This window comes from Paracoccus bogoriensis, assembly GCF_019431455.1.
GTDB classification, from domain to species: domain Bacteria; phylum Pseudomonadota; class Alphaproteobacteria; order Rhodobacterales; family Rhodobacteraceae; genus Paracoccus; species Paracoccus bogoriensis.
This window is the reverse complement of the sequence record NZ_JAHYSR010000010.1, coordinates 100111-107120: the sequence shown is the minus strand read 5'-3', so window position 1 is coordinate 107120 and position 7010 is coordinate 100111. Positions and strand designations below refer to the sequence as shown.

Genomic DNA, 7010 nt, shown 5'->3' with positions numbered 1-7010 from the left:
TGTCGAAGGCTGACCCCGGCCCCGCCGGAGATCACGCTGGCCATCGGCCAGCTACACCACTCCAAGGGACACGATCGAAGCACCTGGTTTCTCTCGATCCGACCCCTGCTGCTGCCCGGCATATATACCCTTCCAGGCGGCGGCTCCTTTATCGCAAAGGCGCAGGGGAACTCATAGGCAAGTATCCCGTCCACTGTTTCCGGAACGCCTTGCCGTAGTGCGCGGGGCGCGCAGGATTTTGTTGCGTGCCCTGGCGGCCGGACAATCCTCCCTTCGCGGTTACTGCTTTTGCGGATCGGGATGATCGCTGTCCCGCCCATGCGACGATAGCACTGTGGCCGCAGCTGCTGTCGCAAGGTGCCATTCGCGGTCATGGTGCCGATGCTCTCGTCCTGCGGGATCTGGTCCAGCTCGTCCGGCCGGATGGGGCTGTCACCCTCCCGGCTGGGGGTGATGGCTCGCAAGATCCAGAAGCCGCGCGACCCATTCCAACGGGCAGTCTTGCAGCACGCTCCGCGCGCCCACCAGCGGGCGCGGCAGGTGCAGAACTGGGTCGGGCGTCAGCGCGCCCTTTTGCCACGACTTGGCGGGCCGAGCGGATCGGCAAGCCAGGTTCGGCCCCATGGTCGCACAGGTTGTGCAGCGCGGTCCAGATGTGCACAACGCCCGCCAGCGAATTGCGATCAATGATGGCGTGTCGCCCCAGTTCGGCAGCGCGCAGGACCAGCTCTTCGGGATGCGAGGCGCGGTCGAAAGGCGAAACTGGAGGCGACGGACAATTCGACATAGGCGCGCTGAGTCAAGCGCAAAGCTCTTTTCGGGATGTGGCTGTCCAAGGGGCGGAAGCAAGGGATGTTGTCCAGTCCGATCCGGCTGCCAATCCGCGTCAGCAGCGCGTCCGAGACCAGCCCGATCGGTTCCGGCAGGGTCGGCCGACGGCAAGGGGCGCGCGCCTCGGGCAGGGTCATGCCGGGGCGCAGGCCAGGCGTCTCGGCCTCGGCGTTCAGGCCATACAGGCTTTGGGCGTTGTTCTGGCGCAGGATCAACGCCATCGGCCCATCAGCCGGGCGAATCCGGGCTTCCCGCTCGCTGGGGAGCCGGGGAAACCCCATCGAGACGATACGCCTGCCAGGTCCAGCGGACATGCCACGCCTCGATTGTTTCTTATTTGCTCTCTTCAAGCTCCCGCAGCATCAGAGTCGAGCCCCTGTCCGAAAAGACATGCGCACAATGCCAGAGCGTCTGCGCCGCGTTCGAGCCCGTGTCCTGCGGCGTCATGCACAGATCCGTCGTGCCGCCCGCCTGCGCGGCCAGTTGCGGCCGCCCCCCTCGCGCAGATTCAGGCGATGGGTGGTCTGGATCAGCACGAAAGGCAGGCTGCCATCCCTCAGGCGCCTGTTCGGCGGCGGCCAAGGTATCGGTTTTCTGCGTCGTCCCGGCAATCAGCAACCGCTCCGGAGCGATCAGCGCGGCCAGACCCTGCGGCAAGGCGATGGCGGCGTTCCACCGGCGCGCGCCCACAGCATCGCGGCGCCCTCGCCCGTTGCACCGCCATGGCACTGGATCAGCGCAAAAGCGGGCGCAGCAGGCCCGGTGACCTCTTGCACCGGCCCGCGCGCAGCGGGAACAGATCGGAGAGCAAGGTCAGGGTCCGCGGCATCGGGGCAGGCTTCCGATCGTGGTCAGTCCCGTTCAGAACGGGCAGCTTGCGGCGCATTGCAGGATGCAGGCTCAGCCCTGCCGCATCAGGAAATGCCCTGTCGCCTGCGCCATCAGCCGCGAGCGGTTGTCCTGCCAGGCCTCGACATGAACGCTGGCATAGCGCCGCCCCGACCGCACCACCCGCGCCCGGGCATAGGCGTCGCGCGGCAGGCCCGACCGCAGGTAATCCACTGTGAAGTCGATCGTCTTGGGCAGACGCGGCAGGCTGTCGGGAACGGCGGCATCGGGGGCGATGCGGCCGGATTCCAGATCCTCCCACATGGCGGCCCAGGCCAGTTCGATGATCGCCGTCACTTCGAGAAAGGCCGCCGTGACGCCTCCGTGAATGGCGGGCAGCATCGGATTGCCGATCAGCTTGTCATCAAAGGGCAGGATCGCGGTCAACTCGTCCCCGCGCCGGTCGAACTGGATGCCCAGCCAGGTCAGGTAGGGCACCCCCGAGACCAGTGCGCGCAGGGCGCTGTCGCGGCGGGACTTGATCACGTGCAGCGGTTCGTTCCTGTCGCCCATCTCAGCGCTCCGCCGTAAAGGCGCCGGTGGCGGTGGCCACGGGATTGCCCTCGTCATCGTCCAGCGCGACGGCGCGCACGAAGGCCACGCTGCGCGTCATGTGATAGCACTCGGCCCGCGCGGTGATCCGCTGGCCGGGCCGGGCCGCGCGCATGTAGTCGATGCGCAGGTCGATCGTCGCGGTCGGGCGCGGCCGTTCGGGATGGGCCATCACCGCCGCCCCGCAGCAGGTGTCCATCAGCGCCGAGACGACGCCGCCATGCACGACCCCGGTGCGCGGATCGCCGACCAGATGTTCGGCCCAGGGCATCGAGATCTCGGCCTTGCCCGCCCCGATCCGGTCCACACGCATTCCCAAGGCGCGGGCATGGGGGATGGCCTCGATGAATTGCTGCGCGATACGCGCCTGATCGGCGGCGTCGGGGCCTTCGCTGTCCTGGGTCATCGCGTCCTCACATGGCTGGTCCCCACAGGCTTAGCCGCCGGATCGCGCCCGATCAACCGGACGTGACCTGCCCGCAGGATTCGGTTGAGAAAAGCCGGGCAAGACCCTAACTTTACCTTAAGGGAAAGCGAGGAGGACGGCATGACCGACCAACGGATCAGCTTCAAGGAGATGTGCGCGCGTTTCGATGTCACGCCGCGCACGCTGCGCTATTACGAATATATCGAGCTTCTGTCGCCCCACAAGGAAGGGCGCGCGCGCTTCTATGGCCCGCGCGAGGTGGCGCGGATGACGCTGATCCTGCGCGGCCGGCGCTTCGGCTTCTCGCTTGAAGAAATCCGGCAATGGCTGCTGATCTACGACAAGCAGGGCTCGCGCGAGCAGTATCAGGTCTGGATCGCGATGGCCGACCGCCAGCTTGCGGTGCTGGACCAGCAGATTGCCGACCTTCAGGCCGCGCGCAGCGATCTGGCGCAACTGCGCGAAACCGGCATGGCCGAGCTGGCCGCGATGGACCGGCCCGGCTGACGCAACGGCAGAACCGACACGTGACGCGGCGTCTCGCTTACGTTCGCGTCAACCTGCGCTATAGTCGATGTCAAGGACGGAAAGCCGGTGATGGAGGAGAAACCGCATATCATGTCCGACGATCTGATGACCATTCGCCAGATGTGCGATGCGTTCGACGTGACGCCCCGCACGCTGCGCTTCTACGAGGCGCGCGAGCTGATCTTTCCGCAGCGCCGCGGTCAGCACCGGCTTTACGACCGGCGCGACCGGGCGCGGCTGACGCTGATCCTGCGCGGCAAGCGCTTCGGCTTCAGCCTGGAACAGATCCGGCAATTGCTGGAACTGTATCAGCCGGGCGGCGCGAATGGCAGCCAGATCGCCGCAACGATCGCCATTGCGCGCGAACGGCTGGCCGACATGGAACGTCAGCAGGCCGAGCTTCAGGTCGCCATCGCGGACCTGAAGAACCAGCTTTCCGATGCCGAAAGGCGCCTTGCCGCCGCATCCCTTGAACAGCCGACAGGATAACGTCATGCCGATCTACGAACCGCCGATCCGCGACCTTCAGTTCGTTCTGCACGAGGTGCTGAAGCTGTCGCAATCCGACCTGCCGGGTCATGACGAACTTGAACCCGAATTCACCGAGGCCGTGCTCGAGGCCGCGGGCAAGCTGTCCGCCGAGGTTCTGGCGCCCCTCAACATCATCGGGGATCAGCAGGGCTGCGTGCTGGAAAATGGTGTCGTGCGCACCCCCGAGGGCTTCCGCCAGGCCTTTGAACAGGTCAAGGAAGGTGGCTGGACCGCGCTGGATTGCGATCCCGAATATGGCGGCCAGGGGATGCCCTATGTCCTGGGCGTCGCCACGGGCGAAATGTTCGTCAGCGCGAACATGGCCTTCAACATGTATCAGGGCCTCACACACGGCGCCTATTCGGCGATCCACGCCCACGGCACGGACGAGCAGAAACGCACCTACCTGCCGAAGATGGTCAGCTGCGACTGGACCGGCACGATGAACCTGACGGAACCGCATTGCGGCACGGATCTGGGCCTTCTGCGCACCCGAGCCGAGCCGCAGGAGGACGGCAGCTACCGGATCACCGGCCAGAAGATCTTCATCTCGGCCGGCGATCACGACCTGGCGGAGAACGTCATCCATCTGGTGCTGGCCAAGGCCCCGGGCGGGGGCGAGGGCACCAAGGGGATCAGCCTTTTCATCGTGCCGAAATTCCTGGTGAACCAGGACGGCTCTTTGGGCGAACGCAACGCCGTGTCGGTCGGCGCGCTGGAACACAAGATGGGCATCCACGGCAACGCAACCTGCGTGATGAATTATGATGGCGCCCGTGGCTGGCTGCTCGGAGACCTGCACAAGGGTATGCGCGCCATGTTCACCATGATGAACGAAGCCCGTCTGGGTGTGGGCCTGCAAGGCTACGCAGCCGCCGTGCCCGCTTATCAGAACGCGCTGGCCTATGCCAAGGACCGCCTGCAGGGTCGCGCCGTGACCGGCGCCGCCAATCCGCAGGGCCCTGCCGATCCGCTGATCGTGCATCCCGACATCCGCCGCAGCCTGATGGACCAGAAGAGCTTCATCGAGGGCGCCCGCGCCCTGGTGCTCTGGGGCGCGCATCTGATCGACCGCAGCCACCTGACCGGGGACGCAGATGCCGAAGGGTTGATCTCGCTGCTTACGCCGGTCATCAAGGGCTTCCTGACCGATCGCGGCTTCGACATGACGGTGCAGGCGCAGCAGGTGCTGGGCGGACATGGCTATGTCGAGGAATGGGGCATGAGCCAGTTCGTCCGCGATGCCCGCATCACCATGATCTACGAGGGCGCGAACGGCATCCAGGCGCTGGACCTTGTCGGCCGCAAACTGGCCCAGGATGGGGGCAAGCACGTCTTGGCCTTCTTCGAGATGATCAAGTCCTTCTGCAAAGAGCAATCCGCGAACGAGGCGCTGGCAAGGGACATCATCGACCCGCTCAAGGCGGCCTCGAAGGATCTGCAGGCAGCGGCCACGTTCTTCATGGAACGTGGCATGAAGAATCCCAATGACGCGCTGGCGGGCAGTTACGACTTCATGCATATCTTCGGGCATGTATCGCTTGGCTTCATGTGGGCCCGGATTGCCGTCGCCGCGCGCGCGGCGCTGGATGCTGGAACGGGCGATGCCGCGTTCCTCAAGGCCAAGCTGGCGACGGCGCGCTACTACATGGCGCGGCAACTGCCGATGACCGGAACGCACCTGGCGCGTATCCGCTCGGGTGCAGAGCCGGTAATGGGGCTGGAAGCAGAAGCATTCTGACGCTGCGCCAAGGGCGAGGCCGGATGGGTATTTGGACAACGAAGAAGTCCGCAGGTGCGCCCCGGCCTCTCCACCCTTCCGAGCGGTAAGACGTTATCGGCCCAGAAGCCGGGGCGACTTCTCCGTTGGCGGTCATCGGCTCCCCAGCCTGTACCGCAGCGCCGATTAAAGCGGCGAAAGATGAAGAAGAGGTTAATCCGCATCTTCTTCGTTGCAGAAATACCCCGCGGGGGGTCCGGGGGGCGCGAAGCCCCCCGGTCGTTTCGGCCCGGCCCGCCCGGGCGAGCTAGGAGGAACCATGACCGACGCATTCATCTATGACGCCGCCCGCACGCCGCGCGGCAAGGGCCGTTCAGACGGCAGCCTGCACGAGGTGACGTCGCTGGCCCTGTCCGCGCGCCTGCTGAACGCCATCAAGGCGCGCAACAACCTCGAAGGCCATGCGGTGGAGGATGTGATCTGGGGCAACGTCACCCAGGTCAAGGAACAGGGCGGCTGCCTGGCCCGCAGCGCTGTGCTGGCGTCCGATCTGGACGAGCGCATCCCGGGCCTGTCGATCAACCGCTTCTGCGCCAGCGGCATGGAGGCGGTAAATCTTGCCGCCAACCAGATCAAGGGCGGTGCCGGCCATGCCTATATCGCGGGCGGGGTCGAGATGATGGGCCGCGTGGCCATGGGCAGCGACGGCGCCGCCATCGCCGTCGATCCCAGCCTGGCGATGAAGTCCTATTTCGTTCCCCAGGGCATCAGCGCCGACATCATCGCCACCGAATACGGCTTTACCCGCGAGCAGGCTGACGCCTTGGCGCTGGAGAGCCAGAAGCGCGCTGCCCAGGCCTGGGAGGAGGGCCGCTTCGCCAAATCCATCGTCCCGGTCCTGGACCAGAACGGCCTGACCATCCTGGATCGCGACGAATACATGCGCCCCGGCACCACGCTCGACGATCTGGCCAAGCTTAAGCCGGCCTTCAAGGAGATGGGCGAGATGATGCCCGGCTTCGACAAGGTCGCGATGCTGAAATACCCGCATCTGTCGCATATCGAGCATATCCACCATGCCGGTAATTCTTCGGGCATTGTGGACGGCGCGGCGGCCGTGCTGATCGGCAGCAAGGAGTTCGGCGAGGCGCATGGGTTGAAGCCCCGCGCCCGCATTCGCGCCACTGCCAAGATCGGCACCGATCCCACGATCATGCTGACCGGCCCGGTCCCTGTAACCGAAAAGATCCTCAAGGACAGCGGCATGGCCATCGGCGACATCGACCTGTTCGAGGTGAACGAGGCCTTCGCCTCGGTCGTGCTGCGCTTCATGCAGGCCTTCGAGGTGGACCACGCGAAGGTCAACGTGAACGGCGGGGCGATCGCCATGGGCCACCCTCTGGGCGCGACCGGCGCGATCATCATCGGCACCCTGCTGGACGAGCTTGAGCGGCAGGACAAGCAGGTCGGCCTTGCGACCCTGTGCATCGCGTCCGGCATGGGCGCGGCCACCATCATCGAACGCGTGTGAGG

At 65.7% G+C, this 7010-nt stretch carries 8 protein-coding genes and 1 pseudogene; 4 read left to right on the top strand and 5 right to left on the bottom strand.

What is annotated here, in order from left to right:
• Window positions 1-181: 181 nt before the first annotated feature.
• The 5 genes and pseudogenes from KY389_RS15820 to KY389_RS06995 form a co-directional block, all read right to left on the bottom strand.
• Window positions 182-452 (bottom strand): annotated as a pseudogene (locus tag KY389_RS15820) (IS5/IS1182 family transposase); the annotation flags it as partial.
• Between the two features lie 231 nt (window positions 453-683).
• Window positions 684-1052 (bottom strand): hypothetical protein, encoded by a 369-nt coding sequence (locus KY389_RS07010; protein ID WP_219830167.1) that lies wholly within the window; start codon window positions 1050-1052, stop codon window positions 684-686.
• 112 nt (window positions 1053-1164) lie between these two features.
• A complete protein-coding gene (locus KY389_RS15325) occupies window positions 1165-1488 on the bottom strand; it encodes a hypothetical protein (RefSeq protein WP_246588001.1) in 324 nt (107 codons plus the stop codon).
• 243 nt (window positions 1489-1731) lie between these two features.
• Window positions 1732-2232, bottom strand: a complete 501-nt coding sequence (locus KY389_RS07000; RefSeq protein WP_219830165.1) for a PaaI family thioesterase — start codon at window positions 2230-2232, stop codon at window positions 1732-1734.
• 1 nt (window position 2233) lies between these two features.
• On the bottom strand, window positions 2234-2677 hold the full coding sequence (locus KY389_RS06995) for a PaaI family thioesterase (protein WP_219830163.1): 444 nt from the start codon (window positions 2675-2677) through the stop codon (window positions 2234-2236).
• A 141-nt stretch (window positions 2678-2818) separates the two neighbouring features.
• Here KY389_RS06995 and KY389_RS06990 point away from each other — a divergent pair, with 141 nt between their 5' ends.
• The 4 genes from KY389_RS06990 (at window position 2819) to KY389_RS06975 (ending at window position 7008) form a co-directional block, all read left to right on the top strand.
• Window positions 2819-3205: a MerR family transcriptional regulator gene (locus KY389_RS06990; RefSeq protein ID WP_219830161.1), complete on the top strand. Its 387-nt coding sequence runs from the start codon at window positions 2819-2821 to the stop codon at window positions 3203-3205.
• A 111-nt stretch (window positions 3206-3316) separates the two neighbouring features.
• The gene (locus KY389_RS06985) at window positions 3317-3715 is read left to right on the top strand and encodes a MerR family transcriptional regulator (protein ID WP_219830181.1); all 399 of its coding nucleotides are present in this window, start codon (window positions 3317-3319) and stop codon (window positions 3713-3715) included.
• A 4-nt stretch (window positions 3716-3719) separates the two neighbouring features.
• Window positions 3720-5498, top strand: coding sequence for an acyl-CoA dehydrogenase C-terminal domain-containing protein (locus KY389_RS06980; protein WP_219830159.1), 1779 nt, complete (start codon window positions 3720-3722; stop codon window positions 5496-5498).
• Window positions 5499-5796: 298 nt separating this feature from the next.
• Window positions 5797-7008, top strand: coding sequence for an acetyl-CoA C-acetyltransferase (locus KY389_RS06975; RefSeq protein ID WP_219830157.1), 1212 nt, complete (start codon window positions 5797-5799; stop codon window positions 7006-7008).
• Window positions 7009-7010 lie beyond the last annotated feature (2 nt).

Coding starts and splice junctions, on each gene's coding strand:
- KY389_RS06990 (WP_219830161.1), top strand. CDS start 2,819: ATGACCGACCAACGGATCAGCTTCAAGGAGATGTGCGCGCGTTTCGAT.
- KY389_RS06995 (WP_219830163.1), bottom strand. CDS start 2,677: ATGACCCAGGACAGCGAAGGCCCCGACGCCGCCGATCAGGCGCGTATC.
- KY389_RS07010 (WP_219830167.1), bottom strand. CDS start 1,052: ATGGCGTTGATCCTGCGCCAGAACAACGCCCAAAGCCTGTATGGCCTG.
- KY389_RS06985 (WP_219830181.1), top strand. CDS start 3,317: ATGTCCGACGATCTGATGACCATTCGCCAGATGTGCGATGCGTTCGAC.
- KY389_RS06980 (WP_219830159.1), top strand. CDS start 3,720: ATGCCGATCTACGAACCGCCGATCCGCGACCTTCAGTTCGTTCTGCAC.
- KY389_RS06975 (WP_219830157.1), top strand. CDS start 5,797: ATGACCGACGCATTCATCTATGACGCCGCCCGCACGCCGCGCGGCAAG.
- KY389_RS07000 (WP_219830165.1), bottom strand. CDS start 2,232: ATGGGCGACAGGAACGAACCGCTGCACGTGATCAAGTCCCGCCGCGAC.